We start from the raw sequence: 18,655 nt of genomic DNA, 5'->3' as shown, positions 1-18,655 counted from the left end.
CCTTATTTCCTCCTTATGATATCAATAATCCATTCGCTTTCGGGATAAGGTATATCAGGTTTCAGAGCTATTTGTTCTGCAATACCCTGAATGGCACACCAAAATGCAATTGCCAATGCATATGGATTTCCCTCCCGTATCGTTCCATTATCCTGTCCTTTTTGAATTATCTGTATTGTTGGTGTATAAACATCAAAACTTTGTAACTTTTCTTTAATACTTTGTGGTGCAGCTTCGTTATAAAATGCCTGATTCATCAGCGTAAACATTTTTAAATTAAAAGGATCTTTAAGTATAAATTGAAACATTTGATTCGCAGTATTTTCAAAAAACACAAACGGCTCCATTCCAGTGTCATCCAATACACTCATCGGGCCTGATATCCCTATACTGATTAGTTCTTCATACAAAGCTTCCTTAGAATCAAAATAATGAAATAAAAGTCCTACGCTCATACCAACCTGTTCTGCAATATCACTAATTTTGGTTGCAGAATAGCCTTTTCTAATAAATATTTCAAGTCCAGCCAAAAGGATATCTTTACGTCTTTTTTCTTTTTGTTCTTCTCGAATTCCCATTTGTTGAATCTCCATTCATTGAATATATATTCAATCTTATAACTAATTGTTACCACTGTCAACAGAAATTTTCTAATATAATAAAAGTGTATTTTCTGTTATGAAAAATTATCTTTAAACAGAAAATACACTTATATTTATTCCTATATTACATTTTACCTAGCTATCTGATTCAACAAATAATATATTTTCCCCAGTTTCACACTCTACCCCCATAATGCACTTGCATCAGTGGAGCTTCTGTTAATACGGGAAAAGTCTGTGTTTACGAAAGATTTCGTTGACAGTACTATGAAAATTACTCCTATCATAATGATGATTAAAAAAGACATTGCCGGAGTAATGATTAAACCATTGATCTTAATTGCCAAGCCTTCTTTCACAAGCTCCGCATTGGATAAATTTATTTTTTCCAAAACTATCATGCGAAAAAATGCAGTTGCATAAGTCATTGGGTTAAGATATGCAACATATTTTAGCAAATCAGGCAGCATTGATAAAGGAATATATGCGCCCGAAAGAAATGTAAGTGGCATTGTGACTGCAGTCTTAATAATTTGAAAGGTTTGTCCACTGCGTACTTTTGTTGCCATAAATAAACCAACACCAGAAAATACCATGCCAATGCAAATCATGGAGATAAGGATATAAAATGGTGTTATCCATGATGTGAATTTTATGCCAATAAATAATCCAATTACTAAAATCATAATTCCTTGTAATGTTGAAACCGTAGCTGCAGATAAAAGCTGACCTACTGCAACTTCAATTCTTTTTGCTGGAGATACTAATACTTCTTTCATAAATCCACTTACCATATCGTCTACGGTCGTTGATGCTAAGTTAAGAGAGTTTTCAAATACTGTCGTTATGATGACACCAGATAACATGTAAGCAATTGGATTTTCTATAGCGTCATTTTTAAAGATTGCACCAAATACATATACAAAAAATAATGGAAAAATAAGTGAAAAAATTAAACCTGTTCTATTTCTTACAAACGCTTTCAATCCTCGTTTCCATAATGCAACTATTGTACTCATTTTATGACTCCTCCCTAATCTTCTTACCGGTTATTTCCAAAAACACATCATTAAATGTACCTTTTTTTATTTCAATATCCGTAATATCCTCTTTTTGTAAGCTTATTACTTGTAGTAAAACATCTATTGGTTCAGCATCAACTTTATAATAACCTTCTTTTTTGACGAAATTTAGATTATATTCTGATAACAATTGCTCCAATTTGGTTCCATCTTTTGTAGTTATGAATGCTTTATCTTTTGTGAACTCTCGTTTTAAGGCATAAGGGGTATCATGAGCAACAATTTTTCCCCCATCGATAATTGCAATTTTATTACATACCTCAGCTTCTTCCATATAATGAGTCGTTAGAAAAATTGTAATATTTCTTTCTTTTTGCAATTTTAAAATATACTCCCAAATATGAGCTCTCGTTTGGGGATCAAGTCCAGTTGTTGGCTCGTCAAGAAATAACACTTTGGGATAATGAATTAACCCGCGAGCTATCTCAACACGACGTTTCATTCCACCAGATAAGGCACCAACAAATTTCTTTCTCTCCTCTACTAAATCAACCAAATTTAAAACAAACTGTATTCGTTCTTCTACTTCCTTTTTCGGCACATGATAAAAAACACAGTGCATTTTAAGGTTTTCTTCGATAGTCATTTTTGTATCTAATGTTGAATCTTGAAACACCACTCCAATGGCTGACCTAACTTCACTCTTTTGGGTAGTAACATCTTTTCCGTCGATTAAAAGGGTGCCTGATGTTTTTTCGAAAATTGTACACAATGTATTAATTGTCGTACTTTTTCCTGCTCCATTTGGACCAAGAAAAGCAAAAATAGTCCCCTCTTCAACTTCAAACGATATATCATTTACTGCTTTAAAATCTCCATAAGTCTTGCTGAAATTTTTAACTTCGATAATAGAATTCATCTAATACACTTCTCCTTTGTAGCTATACTCTAAGATTCTCAATATCTTTTTTTCCTTTCATCATTTTACCTAATACTTATCCTAAAGTAAATGGATTCGCATTAATTATTATATATTTATACAATAATTGGGATATGCATCATATCCCAATGAGTTCTACCAGATCAAAGTTTATTTTTTTCGTCCAGTTTTAAAATCCCTATTTTTCAAGTTCTTCAACCTTCTTCATCACAAAATCTTCTAATTCTTTCTTATAATTTTCAAGTGAAGAGTATAATTTTTCATCAGAAACAGCTAAAATCTGTGTTGCCAAAATTGCAGCATTCTTTGCTCCATTTATTGCCACCGTAGCTACTGGAACACCACCTGGCATTTGTACGATTGAATACAAAGAATCTATACCACTAAGTCCACTGCTCTTAACCGGTACTCCGATTACAGGAAGCGAAGTCAGAGCTGCTGCCATTCCTGGCAGATGTGCAGCTCCGCCTGCTCCTGCAATAATCACCCTGATCCCCTTATCTTTTGCTTCCCTTGCATAATTATATAACCTGTCAGGTGTTCTGTGTGCAGATACAATCGTTACTTCATGGGGTACTCCAAAATAGTATAGGATATCGGAAGCTTCCTTCATTACTTGCATATCTGAATCGCTTCCCATAATTATTCCTACAATCGGTTTCATTATTCTCTCATTCCTTCCATATTATTTTGAAATTATTCTAATTATCTTACATGCTCTATCGGCTTTTTCTCGTGCCTTGTCTAATGTTGGTGCTGTAATTGTCAAATGTCCCATTTTTCTATTGGGCTTTGTCTCTTTTTTACCATAAATATGGAGCTTCAATCCATCAATTGCAAGTACTTTATATGCCCCTTCAACAACAGGAACTCCTTTATATCCATTTTCTCCTAGGATATTTCTCATAACTGTCGGCATTATTAAATCAGTTCTTCCTAAAGGCAGCCCGACAACTGCACGTATATGATTTTCAAACTGTGATGTAATACACCCCTCTATTGTATAATGACCTGAGTTATGTGGTCTTGGAGCAATTTCATTTACAAGCAGTTCACCATTTGTTGTCAAGAACATTTCTACACACAGCATTCCAACGCTTCCAAAAATATTATAAACTTTCTTTGCAATTTCTATTGCTTTAATTGTTTGACTTTCATTTATCATTGCCGGTACTGAAGTATCATAAAGAATACTGTTCTTATGAATATTTTCTGCAATCGGATATATCACAAGTTCTCCATTCATATCTCCACAGCAAAGTATCGATATCTCCTTTACAAAGGGTATAAACTTCTCAACATAAATTGAGTCAGCGTTGCCTCCAAGTTCCATGAAAGCTTTTTCTATATCTTCCTCACATTTGATTATGCTATTTCCTTTGCCATCATAGGCTCCTGTAGAAGTTTTTAGCACAACAGGATAATCAAATATTTTTACTGCATCTTTTATTCCTTCAATGCCATCTGCTTTTAAATAATCCCCTACAGGTATCCCATGTTTTCTAAGTTTTGTCTTCTGATTAAATTTATTTTGAATTGTTTCCAACTTTTCGGCTGTTGGGTAAACTGTAAACCCTTTGTTTTCCAAGTACTTCAAAGCTTCTGTTGATATATGTTCAAATTCACAGGTTAAAATATCTGTCCGATTTGCTATTTTAAGTAATGCTGCATGATTATCAAAACTTGCAACAATTTTTTCATTTGCAAGAGAAGCTGCTACACTATCTTCATCCGGGTCAAGTATAACCGTATAGATACCCATTTTTGCTGCCTCACTAACTAACATTTTACCTAATTGTCCTCCGCCTATTATCCCGACTTTTTTTGAAATAAAATCATGCATTTTGCTAATCACCTTCCTTAAGATATATCTAAATTATTAACAATAATCTCTTCAGTCTTTCATTGTTTTTATTGCCAACAGACAACCTGAAGCACATAGTACTATTATCAGATAAAATATATAGTAATAACTCTTAAAGATATCTAAGATTAATCCAGAACCTGCTACACCTAAAACAGCTCCTATACCATATGCTGTAAATACCACTCCAAAATTTTGACTGTAGTTATTCGCCCCGTACAGGATTCTTGTAGCAGTGGGGGCTATTGCAAGCCATCCTCCCAAATTAAACCAAAATATAGAAAACGCTATACCAAACAAAACAATGCTTCCATTGCCTGCAAAAGACATAATCAATGCTGCTGTAGCAATCAGGATATAGGAAACTATCATTGCTTTTTTTGTTGAAAATTTATCTGTTATCCACCCGAATACAGGTCTTCCAATCCCATTAAAAATTGCAAAGAAGGAAATCATCAAGGCTACCTGAATTTGTGATAGTCCAATTAATTGTATGCCAACACTGCTTGTCAGTCCGATTAACATTAAACCAACCATAGTTCCAATTATAAAATTTACATATAATCCTTTAAAACTAAAAGTTCTAATCATCTTTTTGGTGTCAAATTCATTTGATTCTTTCTCTTTACCTGTAACATTTTTCAATTCGTTCGTTTCCGATTCAGAAGGATATTTTAATGGATAAGAAAGAATAGGAATAATAATTCCGAAAGCCACACCTAATACAAGAAAAGTCTTCATCACCCCAAATATTTCTATTAAGATTTTTGCAAGTGGAGCTGTGACCAAAGGCGATACTCCAAAGCCTAACAAAACAAGACCTATAACAAATCCTTTTTTATCTGGAAACCACTTTGTTACTATTGCTAATGGAACTCCATATGCAATGCCAACTCCTGCGCCGCTTATCGCTCCATATGTTATTGTCAGAGTGTATATGTTTGGTGAAAATGAGGATAATATCCATCCAGCCGAAAGCAACAATGAACCGGTTAAAATAATAACTCTAGGGCTGAATTTATTAAAATACCTACCTGATAACATCATAAACAATGCATAGAATGCCAAAGATGTCATGTAGGGGAAACCGCTCTGAGTTGAACCTATATTAAAAACTTTTTCTACAGGCATTCTAAATATGCTCCAAGAATAAACTGTGCCAAAGCACAACATTATTATTATTCCTAAAATCACATATAACCATCGTAAATTAGATACCTTTCCTTGTTTTCTCAAAAATAACTTATTTCCCATTTATATCCCTCTTTTCTTTTTTAATCATTTTTTTCATAACACTATAAAAAAGCCAATAACAAATCCCCTAATAAGGAAAATTGTTATTGGCTTACTTTGTGACTGGTTTGAAACCCTTCAATAAGTCTTCCAAATTACTTTAAAAAATCTTCAAAAATTTAAAATTTTTTCAACCTCTACCCATTTGTTCAATTTCAAACTTACTTATTGCTTCACTTATTTTGACTCAACTTGTCTTTTTTGCATTGAACTTCTTTTAGATTTCATCCCTCTGAAATCCTAAACCATATAATTTTTAATCATAGATACATTATCATAAACACCATATATTGTCAAGTTGTATCTTAATCAGAATTTTAATTGGTCTTAAGTTGACGCCATTGACCATACCGTGAAAATAAAGATTTGAAATTTAGCTTACTATGGGGATACAGACATTTGGAAACTCCAGTTTCCTATTATTCTTCCATTACTTTCAATGGCTGTAGAATCGAACTCTGAAAATCCATTTTGGATATAAAATTTTCTGTTGATTGCATTATTCGTAAAAGTTATAAATGATTCTGACTTATTACTTTTAATATGTTTCTTAATATATGGAATGATACAATCCTTAAGCATTCTACTTCCCAGCTGCTGACCCTTGCATAACTTATCTACTGCCAGGGTTTCTAAGAACCAGGAACGCTTTTTAAGCTCCTTACAAGGTTTGTGACCTTCATTAAGAACATTTAAAAATTTGAAAACTTTAGGTATACTGACTGTTCTAAATAACTTTAATGCACCAGCACGGAAGTAGTCAAATAAACCGATATCAGAACTGTAAGGGCGGACTAAAATAGCAAAGCTTTTAATCAGATTATCTTCTTTACCCACAATAACGACACTTTTCTTAAAATAAGCTCCTATGTAAACCTTAAAAACTTCCGTCATAAAATCAACAAAGCTATCCTCATCCAAAAAATCATTTCGGATTTCATCACATAATGGATAATCGGCAAATGTCTTTGCATTCATTCTTGCTACCTCTTTTAATTCCTCTAACCTTAGACTTTTATATTTGATCATGTTCATTACCTCCTAAATTAAAATTTGAAACATAATTGTACATTGCATTTACAATATTTAACCATGTATGAGCGTTCTTTACAATAAGCAGATTAAAGCAAAATATCCGTTAAAGAACATTATCGTGTAAAGTGTTCTTTAACGGATATTTTAGAGATGGCTGATTGTCCTTGATGACATAGCTTCTTGTAAATCTCATAAATTGCTGCCTTATCTTCAAATCTAAACTCTTTATCTTTAAAAGTTTTTATTTTTTCATTTCTTCTATCTTTTCATATACGACTTTATCCGGAGATGATGCGTTTTCTTCTTGCAGTACTTCAGTTATAGCTTCATTAAGGAAATGTTCTTTTTCAACTTCTATCAATCTTTTCCGTACCGCTTCCTCAATCTCGTATTCTTCCTGCAATCCAATCTTTAAGGAATAAACAAGCAAAATCAAGAGAATCGCAAAGGGCAAACCTGTTATGACTGAGGCAGTCTGAAGTGCATTTAAACCTCCTCCAATCAATAATGTTGCAGCTACAACTCCTTCCATAAGCGCCCAAAAGATACGTTGTGGAACTGGTGAGTCAAGCTTTCCGCCCGATATCAAATGGTCTACAACCAAAGACCCAGAGTCTGAGGATGTAACAAAAAATACTGTTACCAGAATAATTCCAACCATAGATAATAATGAAGTCCATGGCAGATGTTTAAGCATCGAAAACAAAGCTACTGCAACATCCTGTGAAACGACAGATGCAATATCACCTATACTATTCGTCTGTAAATATAATGCCGTTCCTCCAAACACGCTCATCCATAAAAAAGACAACAAAGATGGAATTAACATTACACCTAATATAAATTCTCTAACTGTTCGTCCTTTTGAAATACGTGCAATGAACATTCCCACAAATGGAGACCAAGAAATCCACCATGCCCAGTAAAAAATTGTCCATACACCTTGCCATGAGCTATCTCGATAGGTCTCTGCCCAAAAGCTCATCTCCAAAAGCTCAGATAAGTAAAAACCAAGATTCTGTGTAAATCCACTTAAAATATATACTGTTGGCCCTGCAATTAATATAAATATCATAAATATGCCAGCCATTATCATATTAATCTCACTTAGCCGTTTTACGCCGCCATCAAGTCCCAGAACAACTGAAATGGTAGCAAATCCCGTTATCACTATAATAAGCACTACCTGTACTCCTGTACTCATTTGTATTCCAAATAAATAATTTAAACCAGCATTGACCTGTGCAACACCTAGGCCTAATGAAGTTGCAAGTCCGATAAGTGTTGCAAGCACAGATAATACATCTATAATATTTCCTAAAAGTCCATAGATCTTATTACCTATAAGTGGATAAAAAACTGATCGGATTGTTAATGGCAATCCTCTATTGTAAGAAAAAAAAGCAAGTCCCAATCCTACTATGGCATATATAGCCCACGGATGAAAACCCCAATGAAAAAATGTAGTTGCCATTGCTGCCTGTGCTGCCGCAGCTGAACCTTTCTCTATGCCTCCAAACATAGGTGACGGATTCTGCAAATGACTAATCGGTTCTCCAACACTCCAAAACAACAGACCAATTCCCATACCCGCACTAATTAACATTGCATACCAGCCAAATTTACTAAACTCAGGCTTTGCATTATTTCCTCCGATTCTAATGTTGCCGAATCTACCAAATGCAAAATATAAAGCTGCTATGATAAAAATATTCGCTGCCATGATAAAAAACCATCCTGCATTCTTTGTAACGCTTGTCATCAAGCCTGAAAATATATTTTCTGCTTTACTCGGGAATAATAAAGTTAATAATATAAATAGAAACAATAATGCAACTGATATCAATGTAACCTGTGGATGTATATCAAAACCAAGACCTGACCAGTTATTCTCACCTGGTTCCTGTCGTCCTTCTTCATCGAATAATGAAGGCGTAAGTCTTATTTGTAATCCCTTAAACGGTTTACGATTTTTAATCGCTTTTTTACGAGCTTCCTTTTCTGCTTTTTTTAACTTTTTTGCAAGTATTTTTTTTGATTCATTTTCCTTGTTTTCATCAATCAAACCATATTCCTCCTAATTATAACTATTATTAATGTTTAAAAACAACAAACTTGAAATCATCTGTCTTAAACATTACCATTTTACCATTATGTTCATAAAATTCAAAATAAAATGTTAAAAACTTGAATTATAGTTACTTAATTTTAATATATTTATCATAGTATTATAGGAATATAATAATTTAATTTATACATTTAAATGAAAATTAATTTGACAAGGAGAAAATAATAATGGAATGTTCTATTCACTCAAAATCTACTGTTCTTCCAGTTTTAGCTGATTCTCTCACTGCTTCCATGAAACGAAGTACTCTTCTGACTTCTTCAAATTTAACAATAAACTCTTCTTCGTCATTTATTGCCTTGATAAAATTATCAAAATACATGCTGTGTTTGACATTTACTTCTGGCAAATCTTCTACAATAATTCTTCCTTCTGGTGGAGGACCAAAAGAACGGGTCGGACCCGCTGCTGTCATTGTTGTTTTACCTGAAACATTCTCAAGAAGCTGTGAAGTTCTTATAATTTGTCCCACAGGTTCAAAGCCATCCAAATACATACTACCTTTGTTACCACCGATAAACCAGTGTTTTTCAAACCATTTCTCTTTGTTTCCAAGAAAATAGGTTCCTAATTCTATTTCAGCTATAATGTTATTCTCAAATTTAATTATAATTTTAAAATAATCATCTACCTTTTCGTTTATTACATTACGTAAATCCGCATAAACAGTCTTAATCTTACTATCAACCATCCAAAGCATCTGGTCAATCAAATGTACGCCCCAATCATAAAGCATTCCGCCTCCAAACTCTGGATACACGTGCCAGTCATGCATATTTCCATTAAAACCATATAATTTTGATTGAATGGTAAATATATCACCTACCAATTGTTTATCATATACTTCTTTTGAAATTCTAAAATCTTTATCCCATCTTCTTTGTTGATGAACACTAAATTTCACACCACATTCATTCACTACATCCATCATTTCATCAAATTCAATTACAGACAGAGCAGCTGGTTTTTCACATAGTATATGTTTTCCAGCACGTGCAGCCTTGATTACTGCTTCTTTATGTACATGATTGGAAATGGATACTAATATAGTATTTACATTTTCATCAGCAAACAAATTATCCATGTTTGTATATTGAACTATTCCTTCTGGGGCATCGATCAGCTTCACAGGATCGTTGTCGCAAATTGCAACAACCTCTGCTCCTTCTAAGCTTTTGATCATATCCGTGTGAATATGTCCCATAAAACCATAACCTAAAATTCCAAATTTTATTTGCATCTTTTCGTCCTCTTATCTTGATTTAAATTCACTAATATTTAAATGACAACTTTTCTTACCTTAGTTCCACCAAATGGAACTGGAATGTAAGCTACACGAATCATGGTTGTAAGTGATACTTCATGTTCGCCTTTGGAAAGACCTCCATCTACGAGCACTCTCACATGTCCCTGCACTCCATACTCCCATTTATAAGTAGTCACGGTTTCTAATTCATCTAATGTAAAATACGTTTCGCCATCTGGGCTGAAACGAATCGACTCTCTAGGTATTTCTTTATTATCTACTTTCACTTTCACATCATGAACCATAGAACATGGAATTCCTCTATAATATGTAATTAAGGTTTGTAGTTCAAAACCTATTACCTTATCTCCTTCTATAACATTTTTGCATGATCCTTCTGTAAACACATAATTATCAAACATTCTGATTCCTCCTTCCTATCATACCTCAATATATTTCTTAAGCATATTCTGATGCGCAGTTACGTTTTCCTTATCACGAATCTCTTCATTGGCTAGTGCAAATCGATTACCTTCATACTCGGTTGCAATATAGCCATCGTATCCTACTTTATCCAGATACTGAATCAGCTCATCAAATGGTATCGAATACTCAATACCTTCCTCTGTCATTTCATAGATTTTTCCATGAATGTGTTTGATATATGGTAAATATTCATCAAGAATTGTAAAATCGCTCATTTCATATCCATCACAGAATAATGCATATTCAAATTCATCCTGCGTTTCAATCATAGCCTGCAATTCATCTGGGAAATGTTTTCCCTGCTTTCTTGCTTCCATGAAGAAATGTTTTGGATCTACACCTGATGAAAAAATATTGTCTACATAATCAATAATTTCCTGTTTTACACCTAATTCTTTAAAAAATGCGGAGGAAACTCTTGGATGTCTTCTACAGAATATTCCAGTATCTACGGTTAATCCTACATATGGTGAATTTAATTTCTTCATCACTTCAATGAACGCCTGTGTTAATGGCTGATCAAAACTCATACCTGCATGAATTTCAAGAGTCATAACTACATCATTTTCAATTGCAACTGGAAGTGCTGGTTCAATGATGGATGCTCTTGTATTGGATACAAGACGAATCATCTTAAATCCTAATCGATGTGCTAACTTAATTTCCTTAATTAGTAAGTCAAGTGCTTCCTTGTCTGTCAGCTCTCTATTCTTATATAAACAGGTGTTAATAAATACATCATTACATACCAAAACTGGCTTATATTTTTCTACTAATGCATCCCACTCTTTTAATGTCTCTTCTGTTGGTTCTGGAGTTCCCTTCATCATCTGATCGCTGATGAATTCAAGTCCTGCTCCTAATTCATCCAAGTATTGAAATATATCTTCCAAGTTCATTTTTCCTCTTGCATATTGATCCTGCAAACTATACATACTTACTGCTCTTTTTATTTTGCTCATTCTACTGACTCCTTTCACAATCATCTTATGGAATAATTTTAACTATTTAAATAATTTTGATAAGCTTTTTTTAATTCTTTAAGATTTGGAATCTGTCCTGGTCCAGCTGCTCTCGTTTTAATTTCTGTGGAATGTTCCAGTTTTCCATCCCAGTGTAATCTCGAACGCTTCTGCTCTTCTTTACTAAAAGTAGTTTTTATTTTACCATCTACTACTTCTACTTCTCCAGGAATTCCACATACTGGACATTCTACATAGGTTCTGTCCTTGGACACGGTCAGCATGTCACAATGACAAACAGGACAAACTCCCTCTTCTTTACCACGCCATTTTGTACGTTCTTCTTCTATTTCTGCTGCTAAAGCCTTAGCAATATTTTGTCCCATTAATTTTGCACGAAGCATTTCCTTTTCATTTCCAAGTACATGCTCATATGCCATAGCTCCAAAATATTCATGCATATCCACTACATCAATTCCCATTGACATAGTAAATTCATACATCGTTGGTAACATAAAGGATAACCAGTTCCGGGTCATGGCTCCCCCTACGGATAACAGTGCTCCTACACGAGGCTTAAAGCTTCTTTCATCCGGTAAAGTATCTACTGCTTTTCCAGCCATTAATCCCTCATCAAAGATTGCTTTTCTGAAGGTTACATCATGAGATGGTCCGATTCGGTCACACACCGTCTTAAATCTTCCTGTTGGAGAAAGTACATAGGTTGGTGATCCTACAATTACAGCATCACACTCCATTAATGCTTCATCTATGATATAAAAATCGTCTTTTAAATGACACTCCCCTTTTCCTCTTCCGCTTATCATTCCTTCTACACAAGCAATACACCCTGTACAAGTTTTAATATCTAAATCATCAACACGAATAAACTGTACCTCGTTTCCTGCTTTCTCACATTCCATTAAGGCTGTTTTGATCATGACATCTGTGTTGCCCATTTTTCTTCCAAATGATATTCCTACTACTTTTTTATTCATTCTCTTCTCCTTTTTTCACATTTTTGGGGCATCCTTACTGCTAACTTTAGGATACATTTATTCTATACAATCTTAACTTCTTTAGCATTTGAATTATTAACTTATTCATAAACGTATTTTATTCAATTGCACTTATATTTCTTCTGTTTCTGCCTATTTAGCAAATATCATAGTGTTTTTTTTGCATTCAAGAATTACAATGCTTTTGTTGAAACTACCTTTCTCACCTTAGCCTGTTTTTGATACGTATCATAACCTATAGCAAGTAAGAGGATAATTCCTTTTACAACATACTGTACATAAATTCCAAGTCCAATCAACTGCATTCCATTTGATAAAACGCCGAGAATTAACGCACCTATAATGACACCCTTTACTTCTCCTTCTCCACCAATGAAACTGATTCCGCCAAGTACACAGGCTGTGATTGCATTGAATTCTGTACCTGGTCCCATGGTTGAATTGGCAGATCCTGCTCTTGATACCATTACAACGCTGGCAAGTGCGCCTAAAGCACCGCAAATAATAAATACCATCAATTTGACTTTTTTAACACTTACACCAGCAAGTCTTGCTGCCTCTGGATTGCCACCTGAAGCAAATATGTAACGGCCAAAATAAGTTTTCTTGGCTACAAAATCCACGATAAGAGCTACCACTACTACGATTATTACTGGAACTGGTATAAATCCAATATAACCCTGACCAATAAATTTAAAGCTGTTATCCAAATCATAAATTGCTTTTGAGCCAGAGATCAAGAAAGAAATACCCTGAAACATGGTCATGGTTGCCAAAGTAACAATCATAGGATGAATCTTTAATAAATTTGCAACAAAACCATTAAATGCTCCAAGTATCGCACCAATTAGAATTGCGAGTATCATTACAAGTGGCAGCGGCAGATTCATCCATTTTAAGAATGCTCCAGTACAAACTGCAACCACACTCATTAACTGCCCAATAGATAAATCCGTTCCACCACTAATCATAACCAATGCAACACCGATAGATGCAATAATTAAATAAGCATTTTGTTTTACGATATTCAAAAGATTTGATACAGTAAAAAAATTCTCTGATAAAACTGCGAATAACAAACATAACCCAATTAATATGAGTAGTAATACATTTTTTTTAATTATTTTTTGAACTTTTATTGTATTCATGGTTTTCCTCCTAATCGATCGAAGCTAGTTCTAATATTTGATTTTGTGAAAATTCTTCTTTATTTAGTTCCCCTGAAATTTTACCTTCGCAAAGAACTATAACTCTGTCAGACATTCCAATTAACTCTTCCATGTCTGAGCTTATCATGATAATTGATTTTCCCTGCTCTACCAGTTCCGACATCAGGATATAGATTTCATGTCTTGCTCCAACGTCAATACCTCTTGTTGGTTCGTCAAAAATAATAATGTCGGAATTGCCTGCAAGTACTTTTGCTAAAACAACCTTTTGCTGATTACCACCACTTAGATTTCCTACTTTTTGTAAAATAGAAGGAGTCTTTATGTTTAATCGATCTGAATAGATTTCTGCTTGATTCTTAATTTTTTTATCACTCACAATGAACTTTTTTGATAATGTTTTAATATTTGAAATTGCGATGTTCCATTCAATAGTCATATTCAGAAAGCAGCCCTGCCACTTTCTATCTTCCGGAATCAATCCTATTCCCTTTGCAATTGCATCTTTTGGAGATTTAATATATGATTTTACTCCATTTATGAAAACTTCTCCGCCATATTTTTTATCTGCTCCAAAGATAGCTCTCATCAACTCTGTTCTTCCAGAACCTACCAATCCTGAAAAACCGAGTATTTCCCCTTTATGTAGCTGAAAAGATACATTTTCATTTTTAAATCCATAAATATTTCTTACCTCTAGGACAACTTCCTCTCTCACACAGTCTCTTTTGGGATAGGTCTCTGTCAGCTCCCTTCCAACCATAAGTGCAATCAAAGACTTTCTATCTGTCTGAGAAGTATTTACTGTGGTTACATATTGCCCATCTCTCATGATAGTTACTTTATCTGTAATTGTAAATATTTCTTCCATACGATGTGATATAAATATAATTGTAACATTTTTCTTTTTCAAGGTCCTAATTATATCATAAAGATGTTCCACTTCTGCTACCGTTAACTGGGCTGTTGGTTCATCCATAATAATTATTTTTGCATCTTTTGAAATTGCTTTTGCAATCTCTACTAATTGCTGGTGAGCTGGTGTTAAATCTCGAACCAATGTTTTTGGATTAATGTTAATATGATATGGCTGAAAGATATCATTTGTAATCTTCTCCATTGCCTTATAATCCACTAATCCTTTGCTCTTTGCACCAAGACAAATATTCTCGGCTACGGTTAGGGAATTGATTAAGTTATATTCTTGATATATAACCTCAATTCCATGTCCTCTTGAAATCTTAGGATTCATTTTATGATAGGTTTCATTTCCTACCATAATTGTTCCAATATCATTTTCGATCGCTCCGGAGATTACTTTGATTAAAGTTGATTTACCGGCACCATTTTCACCAAGCAGTGCATGCACTTCACCTCTGGAAAAATCTATTGATACATCGTCTAATGCTACAACGCCAGGATATCGCTTTGTAATGTTTTTCAATGATAATACTATATCTTCCATATTCCATCCTCCTGTTTTAATGCCAAATACTTTTTCTTATGTAATCATTATATCGAGATGGAGTGGTTACAACAATGTGCTTGATTTTCAAATAAGTGTAAATTTTTTGGATTTCTTATTTATATTCAAAATGGTGGTATCATCATTGATACCACCACACATACTTTATTAAATTTCTTCTCCTTTGGATTCAATTACATTCTTATACCAATAGAACGATTTTTTGGGGGTTCGTTTCAAACTTCCATTTCCCTCATTATCAGCATCAACATGTATAAAACCATATCTTTTTTCTATACTTCCAGTAGATAAAGCAATTAAATCTATTGCACTCCACGGAAGATATCCAATCACATTTACCCCATCCATTTTAGCCTCTTTTAACTCTTTAATATGCTGGCTAAGATAATCAATTCGATAGTCATCTTTGATAGAACCATCTACTTCAACTACGTCCACAGCTCCTAATCCATTTTCTACAATCATAATAGGTTTTTGGTAACGGTCAAAGACATTATTGAGTACCCAACGAAGCCCCAAAGGATCTATTTGCCATCCCCATTCACTTGCTTTTAAATAAGGATTCTTTAACCCTTGAATCAAATTACCACTTGTTTTTTCTGCATCTGTTTTGGCTGCAATGCAATTGGTCATATAGTAGCTGCAAGAATAAAAATCTACTATTCCATTTTTTAATACTTCCTTATCCTCTTCCAATGTTTCTACATAAATATCATGTTCCTGCATATAACGTATAGCAAATCCAGGATATTCACCTCGAACCATTACATCGCCACAGAACATATTTTTCATTTGATCCTCTTGTTTTGCAGTCCATACATCTATTGGTTTACACGTTAATGGGTAGTTTGCCATGTATGCAATCATACACCCTATCTTAAAGTTTTCATCTATTTCATGAGCCAATTGTACCGCTTTAGCACTTGCTACAAATTGATGGTGTAAAGCCTGAAAACGAATTTGCTCCGTGTTTTGGGTTGAATCAATAGGACTATAGATTCCTCCCGCTGTCATGATCCCAAATGGAACTAATAAACAATTTATTTCATTAAATGTAATCCAATATTTTATTTTTTGTTTATATCTGGTAAATAACACTCTACAGTAACGTAAGTAATGATCAATCACTTCACGATTCGACCAACCACCCTTTAATGCAAATGAAAATGGAGGTTCATAATGAGAAATTGTTACTACTGGCTCTATTTTATATTTCAGTAATTCATCGATGACCGCATCATAAAATTCTAAACCCTTTTCATTTGGATTTTTATCACAACCATTGGGAAATATCCTTGTCCATGCAATCGACATACGATAAGCCTTTAGTCCCATCTCATGAAACAATTTTATATCTTCTTTATAATGATGATAAAAATCACTGGCTTTATGGGAGGGATAATATCGATCAGGATATATTTCTGGCGTCTCCTCCCGCATGGCACCATTCACTCCCTTTGCTAAAACATCCGCCACGCTCATACCTTTTCCATCTTCATTCCATGCTCCTTCTACTTGGTTCGCCGCTGTTGACGCCCCCCATAGAAAATCACTTTCAAATACATTTTTATTCGACATGTAAAATAACCTCACTTAGTACAACATCTGTTTTATGCAAAACTTCAATTTTGCTGAATTTATCTGTATTGGCAACAATAACAGGAGTTGTAACATCATATCCTAATTCAATTAATTTATCTAAATCAAATTTAATTAAAGTCTCACCCTTTTTTATTTTTTTTCCATTTTCAACAAAGCTTTCAAAATACTGACCATTAAGCTTTACTGTATCCAGGCCTATATGAATTAATAATTCCATTCCATCTTCTCTTCTTAAACCAATCGCATGCTTTGTTTCAAATATTGCATCTACTTGACCATCAAATGGTGCTGTTATCTCACCTTTTGTTGGAACAATTGCATACCCTTTTCCTAAGGTTTCTGAAGCAAAAGCTTGATCATTTACTTCTGAAAGTGGAATTACTTTACCTTCTACTGGTGATGCAATTAATTTTTCTTTCTCACTTGAAATATCTTTAAATCCTAAAAACCAAGTAATTGCAAAAGTTATTACGAAGGTTACTGGTACCGTGATAATAGCGCCTATTAATGAATTTCCATTTCCACCAGCAAAAATAGGTAATGATAATATACTAGGACTCACGAAGGCATATGCAGTAACACCAAGAATTCCTGCTATACATCCAGATATTAAAGAGCCTAACATCACTGCAGCAAATGGGCGTTTCATTCTTAAATTAACACCATATAAAGCTGGTTCTGTGATACCAAGCAAAGCAGAAATACTTGCAGATAGTGCAGTTCCTTTTAGTTCTTTATTTTTAGTCTTAAATGCTACAGCACTTGCCGCACCGCCTTCTGCAATATTGGCGACCAATCCGCTTGTTATTAATATTGCATCAAACCCCTGTGTTGAAAACATTGTTATGATAAGTGGAATTAATGCGTTATGCATACCAGTTAAAACAAGTAGCGGAAAAACAGCTGCATTTAGACCTACAGCAATCCAGCCCCAGTGATTCATAATATCAACAAATTTTGAAAAATAATTACCTAGAACTGAGCCCATTGGGCCAATAATCGCAAGCATAATTGGCGCTGTTATTAATATGTTCAGCATAGGCCTTAAGAATATTTTAACTATATTTGGACAAATTTTATTTATAAACTTATCAATATATTTCATTAACCATACTGTAATAATTACTGGTAACGCCTGTGCACTATAACTTACAATTTGAATTGGTATATTTAAAAAGCTTGTGGTATTTACACCTTCTGTAGCAAGTGCCGCAAAATTAGGATGTAGCAGAATACCAGCTAATACCATTGAAGTAAATGGATCTGTTTCTAATTTCTTTGCCGCTGTATACGCAACAAATATTGGAAGAAAATAATATACAGTATCTCCAAAAATTGTTAATATAGCATAAGTTGACGAAGTATCCGTCAAAATGTGCGCATTAAGTAAAAGTGCACATATTACTTTTATCATTCCACATCCTGCTATAACCGGAATAATTGGTGTAAAACAACTGATAAAGACATTTAAAACTTTACCAGGTATTTGTTTTGATTTAAATGTGTTTTTTTCTTGCATCGTGGATTCTTGTTGAACTTCCATAATCCCCGCCTGCTTTATTAATTCCTCATAAACCTCATCAACCTTGCTTCCAATTACAACCTGATATTGTCCAGAAGCAAACATAGCGTTTAAAACACCTTCCATATTTCTCACCTTTTCATTCGTTACCTTTTTGTCATCATATAGCGAAAAACGTAATCTTGTATAGCAATGAGAAACTTGTTTAATATTTTCCTTCCCTCCAATGCATTTTAACAATTCACTAACCAACTTAGAATAGTTCATAATCTCAACTCC

At 33.9% G+C, this 18,655-nt stretch carries 16 protein-coding genes; all 16 read right to left on the bottom strand.

The annotated features are described in order from the left end of the window. Positions 1–2: 2 nt before the first annotated feature. Positions 3–578 (bottom strand): TetR/AcrR family transcriptional regulator, encoded by a 576-nt coding sequence (locus tag DWV06_RS06145; protein ID WP_115481305.1) that lies wholly within the window; start codon positions 576–578, stop codon positions 3–5. A gap of 206 nt (positions 579–784) precedes the next feature. Beyond that, positions 785–1,621 carry an ABC transporter permease gene (locus DWV06_RS06140; protein ID WP_115481304.1) on the bottom strand — a complete coding sequence of 279 codons (837 nt, stop codon included), beginning with the start codon at positions 1,619–1,621 and terminating at the stop codon, positions 785–787. 1 nt (position 1,622) lies between these two features. Continuing rightward, on the bottom strand, positions 1,623–2,543 hold the full coding sequence (locus tag DWV06_RS06135) for an ABC transporter ATP-binding protein (protein ID WP_115481303.1): 921 nt from the start codon (positions 2,541–2,543) through the stop codon (positions 1,623–1,625). 199 nt (positions 2,544–2,742) lie between these two features. Further along, positions 2,743–3,228 carry a 5-(carboxyamino)imidazole ribonucleotide mutase gene (gene purE / locus DWV06_RS06130; RefSeq protein WP_115481302.1) on the bottom strand — a complete coding sequence of 162 codons (486 nt, stop codon included), beginning with the start codon at positions 3,226–3,228 and terminating at the stop codon, positions 2,743–2,745. Positions 3,229–3,249: 21 nt separating this feature from the next. Beyond that, a complete protein-coding gene (purK, locus tag DWV06_RS06125) occupies positions 3,250–4,407 on the bottom strand; it encodes a 5-(carboxyamino)imidazole ribonucleotide synthase (RefSeq protein WP_115481301.1) in 1,158 nt (385 codons plus the stop codon). Between the two features lie 51 nt (positions 4,408–4,458). Next, the gene (locus tag DWV06_RS06120; protein WP_115481300.1) at positions 4,459–5,682 is read right to left on the bottom strand and encodes an L-lactate MFS transporter; all 1,224 of its coding nucleotides are present in this window, start codon (positions 5,680–5,682) and stop codon (positions 4,459–4,461) included. A gap of 420 nt (positions 5,683–6,102) precedes the next feature. Beyond that, positions 6,103–6,750, bottom strand: a complete 648-nt coding sequence (locus DWV06_RS06115; RefSeq protein WP_115481299.1) for an N-acetyltransferase — start codon at positions 6,748–6,750, stop codon at positions 6,103–6,105. A 247-nt stretch (positions 6,751–6,997) separates the two neighbouring features. Beyond that, positions 6,998–8,821: a BCCT family transporter gene (locus DWV06_RS06110; RefSeq protein ID WP_235828903.1), complete on the bottom strand. Its 1,824-nt coding sequence runs from the start codon at positions 8,819–8,821 to the stop codon at positions 6,998–7,000. Between the two features lie 244 nt (positions 8,822–9,065). Beyond that, positions 9,066–10,124 (bottom strand): Gfo/Idh/MocA family protein, encoded by a 1,059-nt coding sequence (locus DWV06_RS06105; protein WP_115481298.1) that lies wholly within the window; start codon positions 10,122–10,124, stop codon positions 9,066–9,068. Between the two features lie 38 nt (positions 10,125–10,162). Next, entirely contained in the window at positions 10,163–10,552 is a 390-nt protein-coding gene (locus DWV06_RS06100) for a C-glycoside deglycosidase beta subunit domain-containing protein (protein WP_115481297.1), read from the bottom strand. An 18-nt stretch (positions 10,553–10,570) separates the two neighbouring features. Beyond that, complete coding sequence (locus DWV06_RS06095; protein WP_115481296.1) at positions 10,571–11,578, bottom strand: sugar phosphate isomerase/epimerase family protein; 1,008 nt, start codon at positions 11,576–11,578, stop codon at positions 10,571–10,573. Between the two features lie 38 nt (positions 11,579–11,616). Further along, positions 11,617–12,576 carry a flavodoxin family protein gene (locus tag DWV06_RS06090; RefSeq protein WP_115481295.1) on the bottom strand — a complete coding sequence of 320 codons (960 nt, stop codon included), beginning with the start codon at positions 12,574–12,576 and terminating at the stop codon, positions 11,617–11,619. Positions 12,577–12,770: 194 nt separating this feature from the next. After that, positions 12,771–13,745 carry an ABC transporter permease gene (locus tag DWV06_RS06085; protein ID WP_115481294.1) on the bottom strand — a complete coding sequence of 325 codons (975 nt, stop codon included), beginning with the start codon at positions 13,743–13,745 and terminating at the stop codon, positions 12,771–12,773. 10 nt (positions 13,746–13,755) lie between these two features. Beyond that, a complete protein-coding gene (locus DWV06_RS06080) occupies positions 13,756–15,231 on the bottom strand; it encodes a sugar ABC transporter ATP-binding protein (RefSeq protein ID WP_115481293.1) in 1,476 nt (491 codons plus the stop codon). 168 nt (positions 15,232–15,399) lie between these two features. After that, complete coding sequence (locus DWV06_RS06075) at positions 15,400–16,830, bottom strand: glycoside hydrolase family 1 protein (protein ID WP_115481292.1); 1,431 nt, start codon at positions 16,828–16,830, stop codon at positions 15,400–15,402. Continuing rightward, complete coding sequence (locus DWV06_RS06070; RefSeq protein ID WP_115481291.1) at positions 16,820–18,643, bottom strand: beta-glucoside-specific PTS transporter subunit IIABC; 1,824 nt, start codon at positions 18,641–18,643, stop codon at positions 16,820–16,822. Before DWV06_RS06070 ends, DWV06_RS06075 begins: the two co-directional genes overlap by 11 nt. Positions 18,644–18,655: the final 12 nt, after the last annotated feature.

Origin of the sequence: Anaerosacchariphilus polymeriproducens, from assembly GCF_003363435.1 — a bacterium.
Lineage (GTDB): Bacteria > Bacillota > Clostridia > Lachnospirales > Lachnospiraceae > Anaerosacchariphilus > Anaerosacchariphilus polymeriproducens.
Note: the sequence above shows the minus strand (reverse complement) of the source record. Positions and strands in the feature narration are given on the sequence as shown.

Excerpts from the sequence above, each read along its gene's own strand:
- DWV06_RS06135 (WP_115481303.1), bottom strand. The coding sequence starts at position 2,543 with ATGAATTCTATTATCGAAGTTAAAAATTTCAGCAAGACTTATGGAGAT.
- DWV06_RS06120 (WP_115481300.1), bottom strand. The coding sequence starts at position 5,682 with ATGGGAAATAAGTTATTTTTGAGAAAACAAGGAAAGGTATCTAATTTA.
- DWV06_RS06095 (WP_115481296.1), bottom strand. The coding sequence starts at position 11,578 with ATGAGCAAAATAAAAAGAGCAGTAAGTATGTATAGTTTGCAGGATCAA.
- DWV06_RS06105 (WP_115481298.1), bottom strand. The coding sequence starts at position 10,124 with ATGCAAATAAAATTTGGAATTTTAGGTTATGGTTTTATGGGACATATT.
- DWV06_RS06080 (WP_115481293.1), bottom strand. The coding sequence starts at position 15,231 with ATGGAAGATATAGTATTATCATTGAAAAACATTACAAAGCGATATCCT.
- DWV06_RS06145 (WP_115481305.1), bottom strand. The coding sequence starts at position 578 with ATGGGAATTCGAGAAGAACAAAAAGAAAAAAGACGTAAAGATATCCTT.
- purK (WP_115481301.1), bottom strand. The coding sequence starts at position 4,407 with ATGCATGATTTTATTTCAAAAAAAGTCGGGATAATAGGCGGAGGACAA.
- DWV06_RS06100 (WP_115481297.1), bottom strand. The coding sequence starts at position 10,552 with ATGTTTGATAATTATGTGTTTACAGAAGGATCATGCAAAAATGTTATA.
- DWV06_RS06115 (WP_115481299.1), bottom strand. The coding sequence starts at position 6,750 with ATGATCAAATATAAAAGTCTAAGGTTAGAGGAATTAAAAGAGGTAGCA.
- DWV06_RS06140 (WP_115481304.1), bottom strand. The coding sequence starts at position 1,621 with ATGAGTACAATAGTTGCATTATGGAAACGAGGATTGAAAGCGTTTGTA.
- purE (WP_115481302.1), bottom strand. The coding sequence starts at position 3,228 with ATGAAACCGATTGTAGGAATAATTATGGGAAGCGATTCAGATATGCAA.
- DWV06_RS06090 (WP_115481295.1), bottom strand. The coding sequence starts at position 12,576 with ATGAATAAAAAAGTAGTAGGAATATCATTTGGAAGAAAAATGGGCAAC.
- DWV06_RS06070 (WP_115481291.1), bottom strand. The coding sequence starts at position 18,643 with ATGAACTATTCTAAGTTGGTTAGTGAATTGTTAAAATGCATTGGAGGG.
- DWV06_RS06075 (WP_115481292.1), bottom strand. The coding sequence starts at position 16,830 with ATGTCGAATAAAAATGTATTTGAAAGTGATTTTCTATGGGGGGCGTCA.
- DWV06_RS06085 (WP_115481294.1), bottom strand. The coding sequence starts at position 13,745 with ATGAATACAATAAAAGTTCAAAAAATAATTAAAAAAAATGTATTACTA.